This window comes from Paenibacillus sp. FSL F4-0236 (assembly GCF_038000135.1).
In the GTDB taxonomy this organism is placed as follows: domain Bacteria; phylum Bacillota; class Bacilli; order Paenibacillales; family Paenibacillaceae; genus Paenibacillus_AQ.
Window position 1 is genome coordinate 6,299,752 of the sequence record NZ_JBBOBK010000001.1, and the last position, 23,669, is coordinate 6,323,420.

Here is a 23,669-nt window from a genome sequence, read left to right on the forward strand (position 1 = left end):
CACTCCAGCACATTGGAGTGGCTTTTTGGTGGTACAGATAATTAGTCGCTATTAATAGAGATTAAATTCTGCTTAATGGGTTGATTTGAAGTCTTTATGATCACATTGTGTGAATTAAAAGACAGAATTTGAATCAGCTGCTCTGCCATATGGTTCGCAGTATATTTGAACCCTCCCTTTACCCATTCCATGATTAATCCAAATAGAGCATAGGCCGTATAGCTAGAAAATAATTCGATATTTATATTGTTATTAGTATTATTAACCTCGACTAAGTCCTGCTTGGTTAGCTCCTTTAAGATGTCACAAATCTTATTTTGAAACCCAGGCAGAACATTGGAATTTACAATGATGGTATAAAAATTAGAGTAGGAAACGACATGCTCGAAAATTTTGATGCTAGAGGTAGTAAGCTCACTCACCATGAATTTATCGGTATGGAGATAGGGATCTTTATAAGCCTTAATTAAATCCTCCAGCACATCATCAATTAGCTCATTCAGAAGTTCTTCTTTGGTTTGATAATGCTTATAGAAGGTTCCACGGTTTAAATCGGCTAGGGTCACAATATCGGTTATCGTAATGGTGCGGAAATTCTTTTTTTCCATGAGTAATATCAATGCATTTTTTAGTTCTTTCTTCGATTTACTCGTTCTTCGATTTTTAAGCAACAGAAGACCACCTAACTGTCTATTTTCTATTCCTATTTCAACACAATTCCAAGTTATATATATTTATGAACATTTGATGTCTCATCTGTATATTGATAGTTAAATTGCAGAAGATTAAACTTGAGTAGAATAAATTTTAAGTGATTTAGAGATTTTATAAAATATAAGGAAGTATAAGTTTCACGCTATACTTTATCCTTATATTTCTCGCATATACGCTTACCGTCCCATTAAGGACGCCGAAGGCGTTTTTGCTTGTATTGATACTTACATTATAGATAAACGTAAAGGAGACTTCCAACATGAAACTTCAAGACAGAGTTGCAGTTGTTACCGGAGCAGCCTCGGGTATGGGGAAATCTATCGCAGAGTTGTACGCTAAAGAAGGTGCTAAAGTAATAGTAGCCGATCTTAACCTCGAAGGTGCGGAACAAGTCGCAGCAGGAATCGTTAGTAATGGTGGAGTAGCTAAGGCGTTGAAAGTAAATGTTGCTCTAGTCGAAGATATCAATAACATGATTGATACTGCAGTAAATGAATATGGAACCCTAGATATACTAGTGAATAATGCGGGTATTATGGACGGCTTTGAGCCAGTTGGTGATATTAATGATGAGAGATGGGATCTTATCTTTGACATCAATACCAAAAGTGTAATGCGGTCCACACGTAAAGCGCTACCTATTTTCCTCGAAAAAGGAAAGGGCGTTATTGTGAATACCGCTTCTACCGGTGGCGTAAGTGGTGCTCATGCTGGAGCAACTTATACTGCCTCCAAACATGCAGTAGTAGGCTTGACGAAAAATACAGCTTTTATGTATGCCAACAAAGGCATTCGTTGTAATGCCATCGCACCAGGAGCTACTGCCACTAACATTAGTGCTTCTATGAAAAATATTAATGAGTTCGGCATGAGCCGCACTCAACTAACACAGGCTGTAATTCCTCGTGTAGGTTCACCTGAAGAAATCGCACAAGTTGCGTTATTCCTGGCTTCAGATGATTCCAGTTTTGTAAACGGAGCAGTCCTCGCTGCCGATGCGGGATGGACTTCAGCATTCTAAAATTAGATATCATAAAAACTCCGCTAGAGATTACTCTAGCGGAGTTTTTTATGCTCTTGATATTTCCAGGTTAACCCTTCAAAATAGAGAGAATGCTAACTATAGAGGGAGTTATATGAAATGAACGATGTTAGGGCGCGGAATCATGTGAAAGTGATTGGAGAAGGAGAAAGAACCATCCTTTTTGCACATGGATTTGGGTGTGACCAGAGCATGTGGCAGTTTATCACGCCTTCTTTTGAGAAAAAATATCGAATCGTTCTATTTGATTATGTAGGTTCAGGTAACTCAGATTTAAGTGCATATACAACAGATAAGTATCATACGCTCCACGGCTATGTACAGGATGTATTGGATGTCATCGAAACGTTGGAACTCAAAGATATTATTTTTATAGGTCATTCGATTAGCTCTATGATCGGGATGCTTGCTTCGATTGAGCGGCCGGACTATTTTGATAAAATGATTATGATTGGTCCTTCTTCATGTTATTTAAATGAGGGGGATACTTATTTCGGAGGCTTCGAGAAGAGCGATATTACTGAGCTTCTGGAGATGATGGAGATGAATTTTGCTGGCTGGGCTAGCTTTATGGCACCTCTTGCTATGAACAACCCTGACCCGATGTTAACGAAAGAGCTGGAGCGCAGCTTTATCTCGGCAGATCCTGTTATTGCAAGGGAATTTGCAGAAGTTACGTTCTTTTCAGATCATAGGGAAGATCTACCTAAGGCTACAATCCCTACACTTATTCTACAATGCTCGGATGACAGTATCGTACCTATAGCGGCTGGAGAATATCTACATAAACACTTGAATAATAGCACCTTCCGGTTAATGGAGGCTAAAGGGCATTACCCGCATATAAGCCATCCTGAGGAGACCATCACTTTAATTAATGAATATCTTAAGTAAGCTAGATGAGATTATGCTGTGTTGAAAGGATATTTAGATCATGGATGACCGATTAAGATATGCGCCTTGTGGCTATGTTTCTATTACCCATGAAGGAATAATCAAGGATGTAAATCAGACGTTCTTGGACCGTATGGGGTATAAGCAGGTTGATTTGGTGCATAAGCATTTTGAATCTATCATGTCTACGGCAAACAAGCTTATTTTTCATTCATACTTCTATCCTTTTATCAATCTGAATGGACAGGTAGAAGAGCTATTTATCAATTTGAAGGACAGCAAGGGACAAGCCGTCCCTTACTTGTTAAATGGCAGACGCCTTGAGTGTGAAGGTGTAGAGGTCATTGATTGTATTTTAGTACAGATGGGCAAACGTATTGATTATGAGCTAGAGTTACGATCTGCGAAGAAGCAAATAGAAGAGGCTTATTGGGAAAAAGATCAGGCGCTGGCAAAGCTCAAACAAATTCACCTGGAAATCGAGCAAAAGCAAGCTGAATTGCTGGAGATGAATGCCGTTTTAGTAGAATTATCTAATACAGATAAGCTGACTGGGCTGAAGAATAGAAGGTTTCTTCAAGAGAAGCTGGAAGAGCAGATTGCAGGGTATGGCCAAGTTCAAGCAGCATTTTCGCTGTGTATTATAGATATTGATCATTTTAAAAAAGTGAACGACACCTATGGGCATCAGACAGGTGACTATGTGCTGGAGAAAATGGCGAGTATCTTGAAACTGCAATCTCGTAAAGAGGATATGGCGGTTAGATATGGCGGTGAGGAATTCATACTTCTTTTACCTAATACAGACATCTCGGAGTCAAAGACTATAGCTGAGAATTTACGGCAATCTATCGCGTATTCAACTTGGGAAATGGGCCGGATTACGGTGAGTATTGGTATAGCTACATTTATTCCAGCCGATTCAGAAACCACCCTTCTGCAAAAAGCTGATCAAGCGCTCTATGCCTCTAAAGAACAGGGAAGAAACCGCGTCACGCATAGCATAGATTTGCATGAAAAGCTTCTTTAACAGGGGGCTTTTTTGTTATTTATAAACGATACATCCTCTTTGCTCTAATTCCTCTAAAATGTCTATTTTTTTCAAGCTGTGATTCCATCTGAGATCCAGTTTCTCTAAACGTTCAAGCTGTAAAAGAGAATTCGGAATTTCTTGCAGGTTATTATCTCTTAAATCAAGCTCAATAAGGCTGTTTAATTGACCTATTTCCTCAGGCAGCTTATTCAGTTTATTTTTTCGAAGGTTAAGTCTTCTTAACTTGCTTAGTTTACCGATAGATGAAGGCAGTTCAGTGATTCGATTATCACTCATATCGAGTATCCGCAGTTCTTCTAAAGCACCCAAATGCTCTGGCAATACGACCAGTTGATTACCATACAGATGAATCTCTCTTAACCCTTTTATTTGTGTGATCGAATCAGGTAGACGTTCTAGCTGATTATAATAAAGCCGCAATTCAATTAGACTGCTCATTTCGCCTATACGGGTAGGCAATTGCTTGAGATGATTATCTGTTACGTTCAGATACTTGAGTTTCTGGAGATTACAAAGCTGCTCCGGCAGCTGTTCCAACTGATTATTGCTTAGGTATAGAAAAGAATCTAACCCCTGCAGTCCGCCAATTGTCTCCGGCAACAGCTTAAGTCGATTATGGCCTAAATCCAACATTCTTAGGTGAACTAAGCGACCGATGTTCTCGGATAACTGTTCGATTTCATTACCCGCATAATTAAGTACCTCTAATTCGTCATGAAGGAAGAGCTGGTCAGGGATTTCTTTAAGATGGTTGTTGTACATGCTCAGTTCTAGTAGAGGATTGCTCTCAAACACGATCTCTGGCGTTTCTGTAAGTCCTTTTCCGTCAAAATTATATCTCATGGAGGTTCTCCTTTGTTATTGGTTTTGGCATCGTTACGATAGAATATAACAGGATGATGATTTATTATCAGTATGTTGGCATACAAAACTATGGAATGTTTTAGAAAGGAATAATGAGATGGAAGCTTCTTTTTGGACTGGCATTCGCTTTTTTCAGGGTTTACCCTCGGAGGAGATCAAGGCGGTCTCAAGATTATTCACTTATAAGGCATATTCCAAGGGGACTCTAGTGTTTACAGAATCAGATCCGGGGGATCATGCCTACATTATCTATTCGGGGATTATAAGAGTGTACGCTACCACGAAAGGGAAAGAGCATACCGTAGATCTTTTTGGAAAAGGGGATTTCTTTGGTGATCTGGAAGTGATTCATCCCTCTAATGTAAGAGTGTTATCTGCGGTGGCTATGAACGATACAGTATTATTTGAGATTAAACGTGAGCCTTTTAAGCAGATGCTTGCCGATTATCCATTGATTAAGGAACAATTAATGCTGCTGCAAATGGACCGTTTATTTTTATCGAATCGGTTATTACACGAAATGAAATTTCATGATGCGAGAGCGCGTGCGATATTTACACTAAGAAGACTATACCAAAGATTCGGGATAGAGGAGCAAGGCGAGATGAGGATTGATCTTCGACTGACCCATCAGCAGTTCGCGGATATGATCGGAACGCTCAGGGAGACGGCTACCCTTGTGCTTAAAGATCTGCAAGAGCAAAAGATTATTGATATTCAACATCAGCAGATCACCGTGTTAGACCCGACGTATTTACTGGAGTATACGGATTTCGATTGAGAAGAGCAGTTCCGGGATCTTTTTCAGAGAATTGATTATTAAAGGGGTTATGAATGTGGCATGTAATCATTGTGTAGTAAGAGAGCTGAATTTTGAAATCAAGGCTCATGGTGAGCTTAATCTAAGGATTTTACCTGAGGTTATTCATCACTTGAGTAGAAGTAATACGATACATAAGGTAGAAGAAAATGTGATTACGATTAAGGAGGCTGGGGTGCGGGATTTTCTAGATTTCTGTAATGACCATATGGAGTCGGAGCAGTTTGAATTCCGTATAGATGACCAAACATGGAGACCTCTATCCGAATTACCCACTGTACTTGATATGGAGTGGATTGATGAGGTTATAACTAAGGGCTTAGTTACTTGTCACTTCCAACCGATTGTGAACGTAAGGGAAGAGATTTTTGCATACGAGCTCCTATCCAGATTTAAAAAAGAAGACGGATCTCTTATCTATCCTAATGAGATTTTTGCGGCGGCACGGAATCGTGGGCGTTTATATGCTTTAGACCGGTTATGTAGAATGACTGCTGTAAAATATGCTGCACCCTTAAATAAAAAAACGTTTATTAATTTTATCCCAACGTCGATCTACGCGCCAGAGTTCTGCTTAAGATCAACCGTTGAACTGGCCAATCAATTAGGCGTCGATCCCTCTCTTTTTGTTTTTGAAGTTGTTGAGACGGAGAAAGTGGATGATCTCGCTCATTTGAAGGCTATTTTGACATATTACAAGGATCGGGGATTTGAATACGCTTTAGATGATGTTGGCGAGGGCTTCAGCACGATCGAGATGTTATTGGAGCTTAAACCCCATTACATGAAGCTGGATATGAAATATGTTCAGGGTGTGTACAGCGATCTGAACAAACAGAAAATAGCTAAACAATTTTTGGAAAAAGCTTTAGAAATCCAATCCGTTCCTTTAGCAGAAGGTGTGGAGTTTAGAGAGGACTTTGAATGGCTTAAGCAGAGTGGTTATCAGTTGTTTCAGGGATATTTATTTGGAAAGCCTGATCCTATTCCCAAACAGTGATCCTAATGAGTATAACTCCGTCTAGAGGATGAGATGAATTTCAGGTCAGAGTCTGAGTACAGCCAACCCCCGGGGTTGTATAATTAAGGTAATTGAGAAGGGGGACGGGATGGATATGAAATGGCATAAGTACATCACACACTGGGCGGATTCTAGAGGGTTAGGTGGACGAGAAATTGATTATCAATGGCCGTCTCCATCATTTCCGGTGGTAAGTATTCGCAGCAATTTGGGTCGCTACTCAGGTCAGGGGTATGGTCACGGAAGCAAGCCACAAGTGAAGACAGCTGTTGGATTAATTGCTATTGGAGATGTAGCTGTAGGCTTGATTTCCATAGGTGCGATAAGCGTAGGGGTTCTATCCGTGGGTGCAATATCACTAGGAATGTGGTTAGCCCTTGGAGCGATAGCAATTAGCTGGCTTGGCTTCGCAGCTGGAGCGATTGCCATTGCAGGAGTGGCTGTAGGCGCGATCGCGATAGCCGAAAAAGCGTTGGGAGCTGTCGCCATAGGTGATACGGCATTTGGGGCGGTAGCCATAGGACGGATTGCTGGGGGAGCAGTAGCTATTGGCCAATGGGCATATGGTCTAATCGCAGTTGGCGAGCATGGCTTCGGGTTAATTCCCATCACGGGCGATGTGTGGAATTGGTTCCGGCGTTTGTTTGGTGCGGGGAGTTAAGTAGACCTCCAGTCCTAAAGGTTCCTCTCTCTTCCGGGATACTCGATAAAGAATATCTATCACGATAGAAAAAGTAATTGCAATTACCTATTCGGATTTCATACCAATTAATCATGCGATCAGATGTAGCGTTATGTTACTCTTTGTAATGTATTCGAAACTTCATAGGCAAACCTATGGAAATGTAGGGACGCAAAGCTATAGGGACTAAGGTTATCATAACTATTGTCAGCCAGCTGCCAAAGAGTGTATTACGCTTTTTGTTAAAGTTTAATAAAAATTAAGTCTTAGTTTTTATGCGACTTTATACGCAATCAAGCTACTCTTTTGGGGTAGTTTTTTTTTTGCCTATTTTTAGTCACGGAAGAGATTCATATTACATCTGGGGGGTAGAAAAGATGAAAAAAATGATTGCGATCGCTACATCGGCAGCCATGTTAGCTAGTTTTTCGAGTGAGGCAGGTTATGCTTTAGCAAGTGATGTAAGCAAGGTAAGTGTAGTGAACACTGTAGTACAAAGCAAGGCTGACCTATTCAGCAATGCGTCAGTTATTCCGTTTGATCTGTACGGCAAGGCTATCCTAGGCGCTTATAATGATGTTTTTAGAATGAATCCTGCGAATATTAAATCCATTACCAATAACGGTGGTAACTACTCAGGTTCACCTATAGCTAAGGCTATGGATGGCGATATGAGTACGCATTGGGAAACGGGCAAACCGAATAGTTCAACGTTTACGAATGAGGTTGTCTTTGTTTTCAATGAGTCCACTGAATTAAATAGAATCGTATATGCTGCAAGACAATCCAGTGCAAAGGGGAAGGGGTTTGCTCAGGAATTTGATATTTATGGTTCAACTACGGATGCAGGCGATTATACGCTAGTATCCTCTGGAGAATATAAAGGCGGAGCAGGTGACGTAGTAGAGATTCAGTTTGCACCCACAGCCTTCAAGAGACTTAAATTTGTCTTTAAAAAAGCTAACCAAGATTGGGCGAGTGCAGCTGAGTTTTCTTTTTACAAAGAAGATACCGTATCCGCTAAAATGAAAAATTTATTTACAGATGATACCTTGAGTCAAGTTAGCGCAGCATTTAATACGGTGGAGAAATTAACGACTTTAGAACAAGAAGTGCAGACACATCCACTGTACGCGCAGTTTCAAGCAGATATAGAGAATGCAAAAGTACTTCTGGAGAATCATCAAATAGAGGCAAAAGCGGCTAAGGTTTCGAAGCTAAAAGGCTATGGTACAGCATATGAAAATGCCTATAGCGAAGCTTATAGAATGCCTAACTCTAATGTATCAAAAGTAACGGTGAACGGTGGGAGCTATCCAGGTACGAAACCGGAATACATGCTCGATGACCAGCCGAATACACACTGGGAAACGAACAAAAACAATGATGACAGCTTCACGAATGAAGTTGTGTTTGAGTTAGCGCAAGCGAAAATACTAGATAGAGTGGCTTTCCTGGCTAGAGATAACCGCAAAGGCTTCCCAGAGGCTTTTGAAATTTATGCATCAGAAACAAGTAAGGGAGAGACCTTCCAACTCATATCTAGCGGAACCGCGACTAGTACGAATGACTTTCTGGAGTTTAAATTCGAACCTACGAAGTTTAAAAGATTGAAATTCAAGTTCACAAAAGCCAATATCAACAGACCTTTTGCGGCTGAATTTAGATTTTATACAGAAGATAAAGTAAGCGAAGCTGTAAATGATATTTTCACAGATGGCACGATGAGTGCGGTTGTTCCTGCTTATAATAGCGTTGAAGCAATCAATCAATTAGAAGAAGCGGCAAAAGTACATCCGCTCTATCCAATCCTGAAAGATTCTTTGGATTTAGCTAAGAAGCTAGTGAATGGTGAAGTTCAAACCGAAGGCACCATCATTGAGGCGGAACAACGTGGAGATATGAAAAAGCATGCGCAGGAAAACCTGAGAATTGGTTTCGGTACGAACAACCAGCCTACAGGTCTCGTTGCAATGCCTGGAGATACAATCAACGTTTATGTGGACGCAGCTTCGAGCGATAAACTACCTTCTTTAGTCTTTTCTCAACAAGAGGCGGCTTGGAATGTTTGGGCTAGAGGTGTGCAATTGCGTCCAGGTAAGAACATTATAGCCGTTCCTGAATTTGCTACGAATAGTTATTATGCACATGAAGTGACTAAGGGCGGTACAGTGTATATCGTCAATCCATATACAGCAGAGGAACAAGGTAAAGCACCTATGATCCGGTTCGAGGGGCTTACCAAGATCCCTATGATGACCAAGACTACAGATCCTGAACAATTTAAAGCCTTCTTAACCACCTATAAACAAAAATTAGATGAAGATAAGGCAGCGCATCCGAATGTTCAAGATCGCGAGCTCATCGATGTGGTGGAAATGGTCAGCGATCATGTTATTTTCACAGGAACTGCGACAGAAGCTTATAACAAGTTTATTACGCAAGAAAATGATCCGCTGGGTACCGTCACCGGCTATGATACTTGGATGAAGACGATCTTTGACTTCTATGGCTTGGATGGCAGTAGTGTGATTCATGATGCGAAGCTAATTCGTGAGAACATCCGATTGATGCAGCCTTATGGTGCGATGTATGCAGCGGGAGATCATACAGGGATACAAATTGGGACCGTAGGGACGATGTTAGGTGATTTTAACAAAGTCTATCCAGGCTGGGGATTGAATCATGAAATAGGGCATCGCTTGGCGATGGGTGAACGAGAATATGGTGAAGTAACCAATAATATGGTGTCTATGCTGATGTCAGTCTATGCGGACTCGATGGATACTCGTATTCCTTTTGAAAGTGATATTTATAAATATGTAATCGAAGAAAATAAAGTGGTTATGAATCAGCAGGGCTTATTTGCACAGCTCGGTGCCTATTGGCAGTTAGAATTAGCGCATCCGGGTTACTGGACAGAACTGACCAAGCTGTACCGCGAGCGGAAGGTCTCCCTTCCGAACGGCGACAATTCCAAGCAGCAGTATTTGGTGGAGTTCTCCTCTGAAGTGCTGGGGTTAGACCTAAGTAGCTATTTTGCCAGACATGGCTTCACTGTGAATCCTGAAACGAAAGAGAAGTTAGCTAAATACCCAGCACCGAAAAAGCTCTGGTATTTAAACAATTCAGTGGTTCATTATGAGGGAACAGGAATAGCAGATAAGAATGTTGCGATAAAGGTTAATATCACGCCTAACACTACTGCTAAATCGAACACATTAAGCTTCAGTATAGATAAGGATCTTAAGAAAGATTTCTTAGGTTATGAGGTGTATAGAGACGATAAGTTAGTAGGGTTTACTGGGACTGACCAGTTCGTGGACACGAATGTAGATAGCAGCATCAATTATACGTACAAGATCGTTGGTTATGATAAGAAGCTGAGCCCACTGAAGCCGGTACAGGTTAAAGCCTTCAAGCCAGCGCTGTCTGTTGAAGATCAAATTACGTTAAAGCTTAATCAAGCCTTTGATCCGATGAACTATGTAAAAGCGACTAACTACCAAGGGAACGATATTACTGCTAATGTCACCCTGAAAGCAAATACCGTTGATGTAACGCAAAAAGGCGACTACGAAGTGGTATATGAAGTGAAGAACGAAGGGGTTACAGAAACCAAAACTACACTGGTTACGGTAACGAGTGACTATGCTTATCTTTCGGATCTTACTGCCAAGTCAGTCGTTGTTGGTTGGGGTGAATTAAAGAAAGACAAAGCCGTTTCTGGTGGAATCATCACCCTTGTTCGACAAGGGTTAGCTGCGACCTATACCAAGGGAATCGGTGTACATGCGAACTCTGAAGTTGTTTATGATATTGAGGGTAAAGGTTATGACTTCTTTGAAAGCTACATCGGGATCGATCAAGCGATGAAAGGAAAGCCATCCTCTGCAACCTTTGAAGTGTATGTAGATGGAGAGAAGAAATTCACGAGCGATGTTTTCCGGGCAGGGACAGAGCATGAATTTGTGAAAATACCTGTGACAGGCGCGCGAGAAGTGAAGCTGGTTACCACAGATGCTACAGACGGCAATGCTTCAGATCATACGGTATGGGCGGATGCGAAGTTTACGAATACTTCAAGCAAGCCTACTATCACAGTGCCTGAAGAGACAACGTTTATTGAGCTGAACAGTGACTTTGATGTTTTGACCGGTGTTACAGCCGTTGATAAGGAAGATGGTAACTTGATTGGAGCCGTTGAGGTAAGTCCGAATGGTTTCACTTCAAGCAAAACAGGCACTTACAACGTCGAACTGTCAGTTACAGACCGGGATGGGAATACAGCTGTGCAGACCAGAACAATCGTTGTGTATAGCGCTAGTAAATACTTGAGTGATACAGCTTGGCAGTCGGCAAGAACGGATTATAATGTTGTTCGTAAGGATAAGGCAAGTTCTAACAATCCGATTAAACTACTTGTAAATGGCGTAACCAAAGAGTTCGCTAAGGGCTTAGGAACGCATGCTAACTCTGAGATTGTATATAATCTAGCGGGCGCAAACTATGAATATTTTGAAACGTTTGTAGGGGTTGATAGAAATATCCCGGAGCAAAACAACTCTAGTGTGATCTTCAAAATTTTCGCCGATGGGGTAGAAGTGTATAACAGCGGACTGATGAAATTTGGCACGGAAGCCAAACTAGCTCGAATCCCTGTGAAGGGTGTAAGTGAATTGAAATTGGTATTAGACAATGCAGGCAACGGAAATGCATCAGATCACGGTGATTTCGCTGATGCGAAGTTTATAATTCTGAACAGTCCCCCGGAGCTTACCATAGCTAAATCAGTATCTACCAAAGTGGGCCAAGCGATAGCAGTAGGTGCAGACTATTCGGCAACAGATTCAGAAGATGGTGACTTGACGGCTCAAGTAAAGGTTACGGGTGAAGATCAAGTTAAATTTAACAGAGCTGGAAAGTATCCGATCACGTACACTGTAACCGATAGTGATGGGAATACGACGACAAAGACTAGAACCATTGCCGTGGTCGATATGACAGACTTTACGTATCTAACGGATTACGACTGGAATTCTACTCAGAACAGCTATACCGCACCTTTGAAGGATAAATCTATTAGTGCCAATACGCTGAGATTAACAGATAAGAGCAATCAAGTAGTGTCCTACGAGAGAGGGATTGGAGCACACTCTAACTCGACGATTGTATACGATCTAAGCGATAAGAACGCGGACTACTTCACTTCCTATGTGGGTGTAGATCGACAAATGTATGGTACGGTCGGTTCGGTGAGCTTTGAAGTGTTTGTCGATGGAGAGAAGAAATTCGATAGTGGGGTTATGGGCTCCAGAGATCCGCAGAAGTTCATCGAATTGGATATTAACGGAGCTAAAGAGCTGAAATTAGTCGTTACAGACGGCGGAAATGGCAACGGATCTGACCATGCTACATGGGGAGGAACCAAACTACATTTTGCGAATGGAGATCACCTATTCACTGGAGATCTGGAGCAAGCCATTGCAGAGGCAAAAGCAATTTCTCTAGAAGGCTTCACGGCTGAGAGTAATGCGGCATTTACGGCAAGCCTTTCGAGTGCAGAAGCGGCTTTGACTAATCCTTCTGTCACACAAAGTGAAATAGATGCAGCCTCGGCAGCGTTACAACAAGCAATAGAAGGTCTGACCGAAATAGACCTTACGCAAGTCATTACCATTGCGGACAAATATATAAGTGCTTCGATCAAGACTACGTTAGGCGTAACTGGAGAACTAACGCTAGGGGATATGTATAACCTTACAACGTTAACGAGCGAGACAGGAAGAGCTAGATCCTTGGAAGGTCTACAGTATGCTAAGAACCTAGAGACACTTGATATTACTGGAAATGAAATCACTGACTTCTCCCCATTACAAGGGTTAACTAAACTAACGAGCTTATTGGCTGACCCTCAAGTGGTAGAGGTGGGAGGATTAAAGGGACCTGTGGTTGAATGGACCAATCCGGTGAAAGGGCTTGATGGCAGTAAAGTGATCCCTAGTTCGGCAGGGGTCAGAAACACTGGAACATCTAAAGAAATCATGTTTGATATGAATGAATGGGCAGCTAATCCTGATGTGTTCACTATAGACCTATCGAACGAGGAGAAGGGAACTTACATGCTGGGGTTAACTTACCAAGTCGCAGGTAATCTCGTGCAATTAATTTCTTTTATTGATAACAATTAAATCCCATAGGCAGAAGAAAACAGGCGAATTGTGGTGTATTCAACCATGATTCGCCTGTTTTTATATTGGGCTTACGTAATATGAGACTCGTATTATGTAAAAAACATCCATTTTGTAATATGACAGAAGTGATGACAACGCTCACTATAACCAGACAAGTCTATTAATTATAATGAATCAGATGGTTCAACTCTTCCAGCCTACGAATGTTCAGCATGAGTAATCGTGTGAGAGAATCTTTTGCTAATGTTCAGGCAGACTATTGTCCAGAGCTTAAGGTCAGCGATCCGTATATCAAATTGCAACAAAGGATTAATATTTTGAGGAAAATCTATCTGCTAGTAGACGTATCTATAACGAAAATGTGACAAGCTATAATTCGATGATAAGTACTTTTCCTAATTTTTTATTTGCAGGGGCTATTGGATTTAAGTCGGAATTCCTGCTCAAGATGGAAGGGGCCAAACGGGCAGAAATTAATTGGACGGTAACCTAAGTGGACTTGATATAGAGAATTAAGATTGTCATGAGATTTAGAGGGAGGCGTTTCTATGAAAATCGTTATTGTGGATGATCATCCTTTAGTTAGAAGAGGGCTGGCATCTGTCATTTCAATGCAGTCAGGTGTGCAATTCGCTGGTGAAGCTACGAATGGTCAAGAAGCATTTGAAGTGATTGAAGCGACAAAGCCAGATATTGTTCTCATTGATCTTAAGCTTGTTGATGAATCGGGCTTGGATATAATTAAGACAGCACGTGCTCGCGGCATGGTTAGTAAGTTCATTCTGTTGACTTCCTCTGCGAGCAGAGAGGATTTTTTGAGGGCTGAAGAAGTACTAGTAGATGGATATGTCCTAAAAGAGGCACTGCCGGAGGAGTTACTCTTTGCTATCCAGTTGGTGCATAAAGGGAGAAAGTACTATGATCCTGGTCTAATGGAAGAAAAGATGCGTATTAGCGGTAGCAGTCCGACGGATGAATTAACACCGAAAGAAAAGGAAGTTCTGATTGAACTTGGACAAGGTGCTTGCAACAGAACGATTGCTACACGTCTATATATCAGTGAATTTACGGTGAAGAAGCATGTCAGCCAGATTTTAGCGAAGCTGCAGGTTAATGATCGGACACAGGCAGCATTGTACGCAAACGCGATAGGGCTAACGAAATATGAAATGTGCTATGAGTAGAAATATAACATTAGCATTAAATACAAGGAGGTGTACCAGTAGCAGTTCATAGCTCTTGGGACACCTCCTGAATTTTTCTTTTTTTGTATGCAATGTATTTAGGAAGCGGCTATTTTTTGGCGGATTTGGGTAATCGCTTCTCTTGTTACCACTTCTCCGGCGGCTATGTAATTGTCCGCATCCTTAAAGCTGATTTGATTGAAGCCAAGATCGGGACGTAAGATTACATCCGCTAATTGCAGCTCTTCCTTTATCAGCTTTGCGCTCATGATGTCAATCGTATTCATTAAGGAATCTATTAGATGTCTGGCTGCTCCCTTCGTGAAGGATTCAGGGCAAACGTTAACTGCTATTACAATATCAGCTCCCATGCTCCTTACTAGCGCAGCTGGCACAGGATGAACAATGGCTCCATCGGCTAAGTGCTTTCCTTGATAGTTGACAGGTCGCATGGCTACGGGAACGGCTGTACTTGCGGCAATGGTATGTGCAAGCGAACCCGTCCTCATGATATGAGCCTCACCGGTGGAGACGTCTGAAGCTATCGCGCCAAAGGGTATAGGCAGCTCCTCAATTAGACGCTTACCGACATGCTTTTCGATAAAGCTGATAATGGGCGCGTTATGAACAAGGGACCGCATAGGGAAGGTTGGACGCACCAGTTGTCCCCAACTGATCGTAGAAAGAACCTTCATACATTCTTTTACAGACATTCCGGCTGCATAGGCTCCTCCGACCATAGATCCAACGCTTGTTCCTGCGATCATGTCTATGGGAATGCCCTCCTGCTCCAGAATGGTTAACACCCCAAGGTGAGCCATGCCTCTGGCTGCACCGCTTCCTAACGCCAGACCAATAACGGGGCGGTCTCCTACTTTACGGACTCGGCCGAAGCGGAGATGGTGACTGTAGATCATACGTCCTTCGCTCCGAATATAGGCTTCCCTCACGATATTTCGTAATTCCTCAACATTATTGTCGAGGTAAGGGAACAGGGACAGCATGCTCAGGGCATCTTGAGAGAGGACCTCTTGCGCATTGCCCGCTCCTTCTTTCTCTAGAAAGTATTGCGCAAGCAGCGGTATATCTTCAGTTCGCTCACGAAGAGGAGGCACAGGCAAGACCGCTAAGTGGGAAACAATCTTCAAGGGACAAGTGCTAGTCAGGATAATTCGAATCTGTGCAGCTGTCTCCAGCAGCTGTAGTAGCTTCTCAGAAGGACAGGATTCTGCTTCCTCGATGACAATGGTTCCTCCTTTTGCCGCAATAACCTTGGTCTCCCAATCAACAAGGCTCATGTCTGCTACATTTAACACCAGTAGCGGGTATTGACCGTTCGTTGCTCGGTAATGAAGTGCTCTTGCTACATTTACCTTCCCTGTACCGGATTCACCTATCACGACAACATGGACCCGCTCCGTCGACAGATGTTCAATCGATCTGAGAAGTGTGCGCATTTCGGCACTTTCTCCGATCAGTTCACCATAGCGCTCTTGTTCCTCGGATTCATGAAGCTTCATGATGATCTGACTTTTCGAATGCTCTTCCAGTACACGTTCGTTGGAATTTTGGATTCTCTTGATCATGGATTCGATGATCTGGCTGCGGAACTCGCGATTTTTGTCCATCAACAGCAGCATGCCATTTCTGGATACGGATATTACATGAACATTATCGATCGCTTCTACATGTGCACTAATGGGATCTCCGGTAAGACAGGACATTTCCCCGAAGAACTGGCCTTTCGAGAGTATAGCCAATTCTACCTTTATTTCCGTACTAATAAATACTTGTACCTGACCGGATACCAAAATATAAACCCGCTGGCTGACCTCGCCCTTTTTCATGATAAGCTTGCCGGGTTCATAATGCTCTTCTTGCATTTCTGGAGCTAACTGCTGTAATTCTTCATCGGACAGGTGCTCAAGCATAGGGTAGTCTATGTAGGAAAGATGCAATTTGAATCCTCCTTATGTGGGGATGATTGTGTATTTTTTCCTATATTATCACAATGCAATTTTATAGATGTCATATGACAAAATAGATGACAAAGTTAATTACAACATAGGATTCTATGGCGAGATCAGATGATATAATGAGTATAATTGCTTTGCGAGATTGCTTATTCTGTCTACCTAATTGTAACTAGGGAGTGCTGTTCATGTTTGAGTTGCAAGGATACCAAACTTTAGATCTGATAGAGACTACCTCAGATATCAGGCTGTACAGACTCCTACGTCAAGAAGATGGCCTTAGGGTTATTGCCAAGACAACTACAGGCGAGTACCCGGGATCTACTATGGTTGATGCTTTTCGTCATGAGTATGACATGCTTAAGCGACTTAGCGGTCGTGGAGCAATCGAGGCATATAGCCTGGAAATCACACCGGATCGGCCAGTCCTTCTCCTAAAAGATATAGAGGGGAGTACGCTGGATCAGATACTGCGTACACCTGATTCACTGGAGCTTCCAGTGCTGCTTCGGATCGCCATCGCTGTTGCTGATTGTCTTATGCAAATTCATCGAGAAAAAATAACACTAAATGAACTGACCCCCGCTCATCTAATCGTCAATCCAATTACTTTTGAAGTGAAATTTATTGATATACGAATGTGCTCCGCTGAAAATGATACCAGTCCATTGTCACCTTTAAGCGGGCGGCCGGATGCCTTGCTTCCTTATATATCGCCAGAGCAAACGGGTCGAACTGGGTTGAACCCGGACTATCGTTCTGACTTTTATTCGCTTGGAGTCATTATGTATGAATGTCTTTCAGGCAGTCGCCCCTTTGAGCTTCATGATGTTGTTGATATTGTATATCGTCATCTTGCAGATACACCTGAGCCTTTACATCGCAGGTTTCCCACTATCCCTCTATCTGTCTCTGACATTGTTGCTAAATGCATGGAGAAGATGCCCGATGCGAGATATGCCAGCGCCTTTGGAATCAAGTCGGATCTTGAGGAATGTCTAACCCACCTACAACAATACGGGTACATCGAGCCCTTCCTATTAGGATGCTGGGATATTCCGGAACGCTGGATGGTATCGGAACGATTCTACGGAAGACATTTTGAGAAACTAAGCTTACGAGAAGCACTGAAACGAGCATCACAAGGTGCTGTAAAGACGGTCTGGCTTAGTGGTGAGAGTGGTATCGGTAAAACAACCTTTCTAAAAGAAACGCTTAGAAATTCGATTTCTTTGGATGGTTTTTTCGCCAGAGGCAAATTCGAATCTCTACATACCTCACTCCCTTATGGCATCTGGCATCAAGTTATAGAAGAATTGGTCAGTCAACTGCTGATGGAAACGAAGCTGCAGGTGGAGGTTTGGAAGCTGCGTATTTTACAGGCAGTGGACAGTTACGGGCAATTATTGATCGAACTTGTCCCTAAGCTTGAGCTCTTGATTGGTCCCCAACCTTCCGTGCCTTCGTTGCCGCCGCTGGAAGCTCAGCATCGATTTCAATTAATTATGAGCCGATTTATTCAACTCTTTCCTCATGAAGATCATCCCTTGATCTTGATATTGGACAATCTGCAATGGGCGGATGAAACATCGCTGCAATATCTTACTTCGCTTATAGAGGACACGGCCACGAGTCATCTGCTAATCGTTCTTTCCTATCGTGATCGGGAAATCACGAGGCTGCACCCACTCAGTAAGCTGGAAAAGCATTTGATAGACCGCAACGTAGTGATGAGTAGAATATCTCTACAAGCGCTTGAACTCACCGATTTAAAACAACTGCTACTGGATGTTATGCGTTACGAGGCTGCTGACTTGGACGAGTTAGCGCGGGTACTTCTGCATAAGACAGATGGGAATCCACTATTTATTAAGCAATTCCTTCAGGATTTGATTGATGATCAGCGAGTGGAATTTGACGAGGATCTTCGAAGCTGGAAATGGGACCTCCAGCGCATTACTGAATTGAATGTTCCTGATAATGCAGCAGCCTATCTTTCAAGTAAATTACAGCAATTTCCTGATCAGACGGTGTATGCACTTAGTAGAGCTGCATTAATGGGCAGCATATTTGATGTGGGTACGCTTGCCGAAATTATGGAGATTCCGGTAGAGACATTGACCGAAGCGTTGGAAGTCGCTGTAAATGGACGTGTGCTACAACCTGTTAACGGGGAGGAATATACGCATTTTAAATTCCAGCATAACCGCATTCATCGGGCGGCTTATGCTCTTGTTCCCGAAGAGGTGCGCCCAGAGCTACATTGGAGGATTGGCATGCTATTGCTAGGCCGCAGCTCTCTTAGTGAAGGAACGATTCTATTTGAAGCGGTCCATCATTTCAATCAGGCGCTTACATGGATAGATCGCCCCGAACAGAGGCTTCAACTGGTAGAGCTGAACTTACAGGCAGGGATAAAAGCGAAGCAAACGACTGCACATGAGACAGCCTTACAATATATGCTTCAGGCAACAGCGATACTAGAGGAGCAGAGCTGGGAGGAGCATTATGGGCTAACCTTCCGGGTATTTCGTGAGAGGGCCGAGCTCGAATACTTATGTTCACATTTTGATAAGGCTAATGAATTATTTCATCTGTTAATCCATAAAGCTGCGACAAATACGGATAAGGCTTACATCTACGCGATGAAGGTTCAATTGGAAGCAAGTAATGATAACCATGAAGAGGTTATCTCCTTAGGTCGGCATACATTATCGCTATTGAAAGTGAGCCATCAATTTGATCCTAGCTATGTTCAATTGACGCTTCAATGGTTAAGATTGCGGCGCAGACTACAGAAGGTTTCACTCGAATCGCTTAATCTTTTACCGCCGATGACCGACGAGGCTCGTAGAGTCGCAATGACCACTTTAGATCATACGAGCAATGCCTGCTTCTATGTCAACCGAGATGGGTGGCTCGCTTCTTCCTTCACCATGATTGAATTGACGCTCGATTATGGGATGACTCCGGAGGCTTCCATTGGATTCATAGGCTATGCAATGTTTCAATACTATTACTTCCGTAATGATGAAGAAACATTTAAATGGGCCATGCTGGCGTGCAGCTTATCGGAACCCTATCCGAAAGTGCATATGACAACCTTAGCTGCGTTCGCAATGTGCTACGATAGCTGGCGGCATTATGATCCAACTATGCTCCGTATGTTTACCGAGAAAGCAGGTAAAGTGGGACTGGAATCAGGTGACTTATGGAAAGGCAACCAGAGTGTGCTAATCAACTGTGCCTCCCTTTTGCAATTTGGCCATCCGTTAGGCGATATCTATGATCGGTTAATTGCTCATTCCGGTGATTTGCTGCGCCATAACAACAGTCTTCACTGTAAGCAGGCTATCATAGCTGCAGCTACTCTAGTTCGATTGACAGGTTATCGCTCACTAGATGATCCATTTAACATCGCAGAGATTAGCGAACCTGATTTTGCACAGTCGGTTCATGGAGATACCTTTGATTTTATACAAGAAATGGTCTGGATACACCGATATTTGACAGGTTATGTATTTGGGGAGTACCGCGAAGCCAGTGAGGCATTAGCGAAATCAGCTGCCATTATAAAATCACGTGAAGATGGCTTAGACAGTCCTATGCAGACCGTGTATGAATGTTTAGTCTGGGCTCAGTTGTATGAGGAATATAACGCTGAAGAGCAGCGTGTATACCGGGTAAAAATGCACAGTCGGCTGAAGAAAATGAAAAAGTTTGCTAAGCGTTGCCCGGAAAATTATGAGCATAAATATTTGTTGATGAAGGCTGAGCTGACTCGCCTATCGCGAGATCCACGACAAGCTGAAGCCTTGTATGAGCAGTCTATTGAGGCTGCTCGTATCAATGGCCATATTCACGATTTAGCGATGGCGGCGGAATGCTATGGCAAATATGGACTTCGTCATGGCAAATTACATCTAGCAAGAATCTATATGACTGAGGCCTACGAGGCTTATCTGCAATGGGGCGCAAAGGCTAAAGCGGCTGACCTTGAGCAGCAGCATAGCCATTTGCTGCATATTAAACGGGAGCCCGGGCTCGATCGAGTCGATTCCCTTTCTGTAGTTATGTCTGCTCAAGCTTTATCGGGCGAGATGGAGATGAGTCGATTATTGGCCACGCTGATGCGGATCATGCTCCACAATGCTGGGGCCGAATATGGGGCAGTTATTTTTGATCATGATGGCAAATGGATGGTTGAAGCTTATGGTACCTCAGAAGCTCAGCATATCGAATCTGTTCCTCTCGGGGAAGAGTCAGATCTTGTTCCGGCAGCGATTATAGCCTATGCAGCAAGAACACAGGAGCAGGTTGTATTACATGATGCGCTCAGTGAGGGGATATTTACGCGTAACGTTTACGTTAGGAATAATAGACTGAAATCAGTTCTTTGTCTTCCTATCATGAATCAGAATAAATTGGTTTGCTTGCTCTATTTGGAGAATAACCTATCCCCAGGTGTATTTACGCCAAGTAGGCTCGATGTGCTCAAGCTGCTTGGTTCACAATGCGCAATCTCAATCGCTAACGCCAAGCTGTATTCGGGAATCCAATATCTTAAAAAAAATCTAGAGGACCAAGTTGTAGAAAGAACTCGTAGTCTGGAGCGTTCGATGCGAGAAACATCTGCGGCTTTGGCCGAAGCTACCGTCTTTGAAGAACGCAATCGTATTGCCCAAGAGATTCATGATATTGTTGGGCATACACTTACATCGACGATTCTGCAGATTGAAGCTGGCAAGCGGCTGCTTCAGAAAAAAGATATAGATAGTGGTTTTCAGCGACTGGTTGAAGCACAGGATCTTGTTCGGCATAGCTTGAATGAAATCCGCGGCTCTGTCCATATGCTGAAGGAGGACAAGTATTCGGACCTCACGGTCATGTTGAAGCAACTGATACGCGATACTGAACGTAATGCGGGCGTTGTCGTCCATGCCATTATTTATGATCTGCCGGAGGCCATGTCAACAGCCTATAAAAAGGCCATCTATCATGCTTTGCAGGAGGGCCTAACGAACGGAATCAGACACGGTAAGAGTACGGAGTTTCATTTTAGTCTGGAGTCTGTCGGAGCAAATTTACAGTTTAGGCTCAAAGATCGTGGGTCAGGAGATAGTCATATAGTGATGGGTTTTGGACTCAGGACGATGAAAGAACGGGTGGAGCAACTGGGAGGTAGCTTATCCATCGATTCAGAAATGAATGAGGGCTGTCTACTGGAAATCGATCTGCCAATGCGAAGGGTTGGGAATAGAAAATGAGTAAGATAAAGATTGTAATTGCCGATGATCAATTGTTGACGCGTGAAGGACTTCGTACCATTCTGGATCTGGAGGATGATATGGAAGTGGTTGGCGCTGCCAAGAACGGGGAAGAGGCCTGCGAGATGGTGGAAGCATTCCAACCCGATCTGGTACTGCTTGATGTTCAAATGCCGATCATGAATGGGATCAGTGCACTAAAACGAATCAAGCAGATTCGTCCGGATATATTCATTCTGATTTTAACCACTTTTATAGAGACCGATTATATTGTTGAGGGTATGGCATTTGGAGCAAGCGGCTATATGCTGAAGGATATGGATGCTGATAAAATGATTTCTTCGATCCGTGATACGATATCCGGGCAATTTATTCTGCCAGCTCCGGTAGCAGCCAAATTGGCGACGAGGATGAACAGATTGACGGAGGAGTACGAACATTGGCAAAGATCCAATGTAGATCGTATGAGTCTGACAGAACGGGAAGAGGAGCTGGCGCAGCTCATTATCCGGGGACTTAACAATCGCGAAATTGCCGATACACTGCATATTGCGGAGGGGACAGCCCGTAACTATATTAGTAATCTTTATAGCAAATTAGAGGTGGTTGACCGGGCTCAAGCGATTGTGCGCCTTCAAGCTATTATGTAACCATAGTTGATGCTAACGAATTACTGTAGGGGCCAAGTAATCAAACATTGGAAAATTTCTCAGTACTCCAAATGTAACGGTTAGGATCAACATCACAGCCATAATTCCATGGCTAAGTGGTTGGATACGTTTCTTTTCAGTAATTAAGTACAACATATACAGAGGCGCTAGAATAAATAGCAACGGGTTAAATCTAAACGCCTGAATGAAGTCGAACTTTAATAAGGATAGAATAACTCTTGTGATTCCACATCCCGGACAATAAAATCCAGTCCATTCATGAAATAGACAAGGTATACCTAGATTGGTTAAAGGCATCCATACAGTGAAATACAGTAAGCCAAGGAGACTTAAGGACACACTCCAAAATAGTTTAGGGTGTGTCCTTCTATGAATCATAAAATTATACCAATTTGTTAACATCAGATTGCACCAAAGCGTATGTGACAATACCAAAACTAAAGATTGTGAGGATCACGTACAGAGCTGAATTATCGGATACGAGATAGCCGCGTTGTCTTTGAGCTTCTGCAACATGTTTACCGATCTGGTAGGCCCAAACCAGGCTCCATATCCCGCAAGTAATCAATGTTAGAAGAAAATGCTTTCCTCCTGTGAATGTGTAGTCTCCACTTAGCTTTCCTACGTCATTTGTTAGAACAATAAACCAAAATATTCCGTATATTCCACATGTAATTAATGACAGTATAATGGAAAATGCGACACTCCTTTGACTAATCATTGTTCACTCTCCTATGTATTTATATGAAAATTTTACATTATTATCATAGACAATTGTGAAAATATATACAAGATAATATTTAGTAGTTTGTTTTTTAATAAACGTGGAACAAGCTTACTATCTGGATATAGTGGATTCCTTCATGAATATGAAATATACTTTTAAAGATTAGCCGCAAGACAGCTAGAATTTGAACTACGATTGGAGAAAATGAAACAATGTCTAATTTACCGAACTGCCCGAAATGTAATTCTGAGTACACTTATGAAGATGGAAATCTACTAGTCTGCCCGGAATGTGCACACGAGTGGACATTAGAATCAGAGTCTGAGAATAGTGAAGATCAAAAGGTTATCAAAGATGCCAATGGCAATGTATTAAACGACGGCGACTCAGTAACTGTAATCAAAGACCTTAAGGTAAAAGGAAGCTCATCTGTTCTGAAGATAGGTACCAAAGTCAAAAACATCCGTTTAGTGGACGGAGATCATGATATTGATTGCAAAATTGATGGGTTTGGGGCTATGAAATTAAAATCCGAATTTGTTAAAAAGATATAAAAGAAAGA

Annotated in this window: 16 protein-coding genes, 1 pseudogene and 1 riboswitch; of the genes and pseudogenes, 12 read left to right on the top strand and 5 right to left on the bottom strand. The window is 42.5% G+C overall.

Annotated features, from left to right (window positions below; genetic code table 11):
• Positions 1 to 41: 41 nt before the first annotated feature.
• Entirely contained in the window at positions 42 to 608 is a 567-nt protein-coding gene (locus NSQ29_RS28155; RefSeq protein WP_081951317.1) for a TetR/AcrR family transcriptional regulator C-terminal domain-containing protein, read from the bottom strand.
• A gap of 365 nt (positions 609 to 973) precedes the next feature.
• On the opposite strand from NSQ29_RS28155, the gene NSQ29_RS28160 reads away from it, so the two are divergent.
• From NSQ29_RS28160 to NSQ29_RS28170, 3 genes are all read left to right on the top strand, one after another.
• On the top strand, positions 974 to 1,735 hold the full coding sequence (locus tag NSQ29_RS28160) for an SDR family oxidoreductase (RefSeq protein ID WP_042131593.1): 762 nt from the start codon (positions 974 to 976) through the stop codon (positions 1,733 to 1,735).
• A gap of 120 nt (positions 1,736 to 1,855) precedes the next feature.
• Complete coding sequence (locus tag NSQ29_RS28165) at positions 1,856 to 2,650, top strand: alpha/beta fold hydrolase (protein WP_341126567.1); 795 nt, start codon at positions 1,856 to 1,858, stop codon at positions 2,648 to 2,650.
• Positions 2,651 to 2,690: 40 nt separating this feature from the next.
• Positions 2,691 to 3,680: a sensor domain-containing diguanylate cyclase gene (locus tag NSQ29_RS28170; protein ID WP_341126568.1), complete on the top strand. Its 990-nt coding sequence runs from the start codon at positions 2,691 to 2,693 to the stop codon at positions 3,678 to 3,680.
• A gap of 15 nt (positions 3,681 to 3,695) precedes the next feature.
• Here NSQ29_RS28170 and NSQ29_RS28175 read toward each other — a convergent pair whose 3' ends face one another.
• Positions 3,696 to 4,547, bottom strand: coding sequence for a leucine-rich repeat domain-containing protein (locus NSQ29_RS28175; RefSeq protein ID WP_341126569.1), 852 nt, complete (start codon positions 4,545 to 4,547; stop codon positions 3,696 to 3,698).
• A 118-nt stretch (positions 4,548 to 4,665) separates the two neighbouring features.
• Here NSQ29_RS28175 and NSQ29_RS28180 point away from each other — a divergent pair, with 118 nt between their 5' ends.
• The 6 genes and pseudogenes from NSQ29_RS28180 (at position 4,666) to NSQ29_RS28200 (ending at position 14,469) form a co-directional block, all read left to right on the top strand.
• Complete coding sequence (locus NSQ29_RS28180; RefSeq protein WP_341126570.1) at positions 4,666 to 5,349, top strand: Crp/Fnr family transcriptional regulator; 684 nt, start codon at positions 4,666 to 4,668, stop codon at positions 5,347 to 5,349.
• A gap of 55 nt (positions 5,350 to 5,404) precedes the next feature.
• Entirely contained in the window at positions 5,405 to 6,388 is a 984-nt protein-coding gene (locus NSQ29_RS28185) for an EAL domain-containing protein (protein WP_341126571.1), read from the top strand.
• 115 nt (positions 6,389 to 6,503) lie between these two features.
• Positions 6,504 to 7,070: a hypothetical protein gene (locus NSQ29_RS28190; RefSeq protein WP_042194709.1), complete on the top strand. Its 567-nt coding sequence runs from the start codon at positions 6,504 to 6,506 to the stop codon at positions 7,068 to 7,070.
• Between the two features lie 157 nt (positions 7,071 to 7,227).
• Positions 7,228 to 7,314, top strand: a riboswitch (cyclic di-GMP riboswitch).
• Positions 7,315 to 7,468: 154 nt separating this feature from the next.
• Complete coding sequence (locus tag NSQ29_RS28195; RefSeq protein ID WP_341126572.1) at positions 7,469 to 13,282, top strand: NPCBM/NEW2 domain-containing protein; 5,814 nt, start codon at positions 7,469 to 7,471, stop codon at positions 13,280 to 13,282.
• 334 nt (positions 13,283 to 13,616) lie between these two features.
• A pseudogene (locus NSQ29_RS31645) lies at positions 13,617 to 13,778 on the top strand (LemA family protein); the annotation flags it as partial.
• Between the two features lie 55 nt (positions 13,779 to 13,833).
• Positions 13,834 to 14,469 carry a response regulator transcription factor gene (locus NSQ29_RS28200; protein ID WP_341126573.1) on the top strand — a complete coding sequence of 212 codons (636 nt, stop codon included), beginning with the start codon at positions 13,834 to 13,836 and terminating at the stop codon, positions 14,467 to 14,469.
• 98 nt (positions 14,470 to 14,567) lie between these two features.
• On the opposite strand, the gene NSQ29_RS28205 is transcribed toward NSQ29_RS28200, so the two are convergent.
• Positions 14,568 to 16,427: a patatin-like phospholipase family protein gene (locus NSQ29_RS28205; RefSeq protein WP_341126574.1), complete on the bottom strand. Its 1,860-nt coding sequence runs from the start codon at positions 16,425 to 16,427 to the stop codon at positions 14,568 to 14,570.
• Between the two features lie 203 nt (positions 16,428 to 16,630).
• Between NSQ29_RS28205 and NSQ29_RS28210 the strand changes: the two genes are divergently transcribed.
• Positions 16,631 to 21,709 carry an AAA family ATPase gene (locus tag NSQ29_RS28210; protein WP_341126575.1) on the top strand — a complete coding sequence of 1,693 codons (5,079 nt, stop codon included), beginning with the start codon at positions 16,631 to 16,633 and terminating at the stop codon, positions 21,707 to 21,709.
• Positions 21,706 to 22,359, top strand: coding sequence for a response regulator (locus NSQ29_RS28215; protein WP_042192856.1), 654 nt, complete (start codon positions 21,706 to 21,708; stop codon positions 22,357 to 22,359). The genes NSQ29_RS28210 and NSQ29_RS28215 overlap by 4 nt, the downstream gene beginning before the upstream one ends.
• Before the next feature lie 12 nt (positions 22,360 to 22,371).
• On the opposite strand, the gene NSQ29_RS28220 is transcribed toward NSQ29_RS28215, so the two are convergent.
• The gene (locus tag NSQ29_RS28220) at positions 22,372 to 22,782 is read right to left on the bottom strand and encodes a DUF2752 domain-containing protein (RefSeq protein ID WP_341126576.1); all 411 of its coding nucleotides are present in this window, start codon (positions 22,780 to 22,782) and stop codon (positions 22,372 to 22,374) included.
• Positions 22,763 to 23,101, bottom strand: coding sequence for a DUF4234 domain-containing protein (locus NSQ29_RS28225; protein ID WP_052404459.1), 339 nt, complete (start codon positions 23,099 to 23,101; stop codon positions 22,763 to 22,765). Before NSQ29_RS28225 ends, NSQ29_RS28220 begins: the two co-directional genes overlap by 20 nt.
• 218 nt (positions 23,102 to 23,319) lie before the next feature.
• Here NSQ29_RS28225 and NSQ29_RS28230 point away from each other — a divergent pair, with 218 nt between their 5' ends.
• Complete coding sequence (locus NSQ29_RS28230) at positions 23,320 to 23,661, top strand: zinc ribbon domain-containing protein YjdM (RefSeq protein ID WP_341126577.1); 342 nt, start codon at positions 23,320 to 23,322, stop codon at positions 23,659 to 23,661.
• The last annotated feature ends 8 nt before the right edge of the window (positions 23,662 to 23,669 follow it).